General features: G+C 51.8%; 1 pseudogene. It reads right to left on the bottom strand.

Annotated features, from left to right (window positions below):
• Positions 1–262, bottom strand: a pseudogene (locus EN807_RS36260) (hypothetical protein); the annotation flags it as partial.
• Positions 263–301: the final 39 nt, after the last annotated feature.

Below are 301 nucleotides of genomic sequence, written 5' to 3'. Positions count from 1 at the left end.
TATATTCATCTCGCAGTGGTCCAAGTACAAATTGTATTGCCTCTGGCTCCTTTAGTATATTTATCTTCCACCCGTACTCCTTCATCCGGCTTGCAATTGAATAGATGTCAGAGTATTCGCTCCGTATTCCCACCACGTTAAGCTCAGCTCCGCCGACTATCTTCAAGCCGGGGCACTGTGCAACGAAGGCCAATATGGCATCTCTCAGCTTGAGGATTTGAGCAGCGCGAGAGAGGTAACCGTCCCGCCCCAGATAACGCATGACTGCCCAGGCCGAAGCGATTGCGCCTCCGCTTCGTGT

Origin of the sequence: Mesorhizobium sp. M5C.F.Ca.ET.164.01.1.1, from assembly GCF_004792125.1 — a bacterium.
Taxonomy (GTDB): Bacteria; Pseudomonadota; Alphaproteobacteria; order Rhizobiales; family Rhizobiaceae; genus Mesorhizobium; species Mesorhizobium wenxiniae.
Note: the sequence above shows the minus strand (reverse complement) of the source record. Positions and strands in the feature narration are given on the sequence as shown.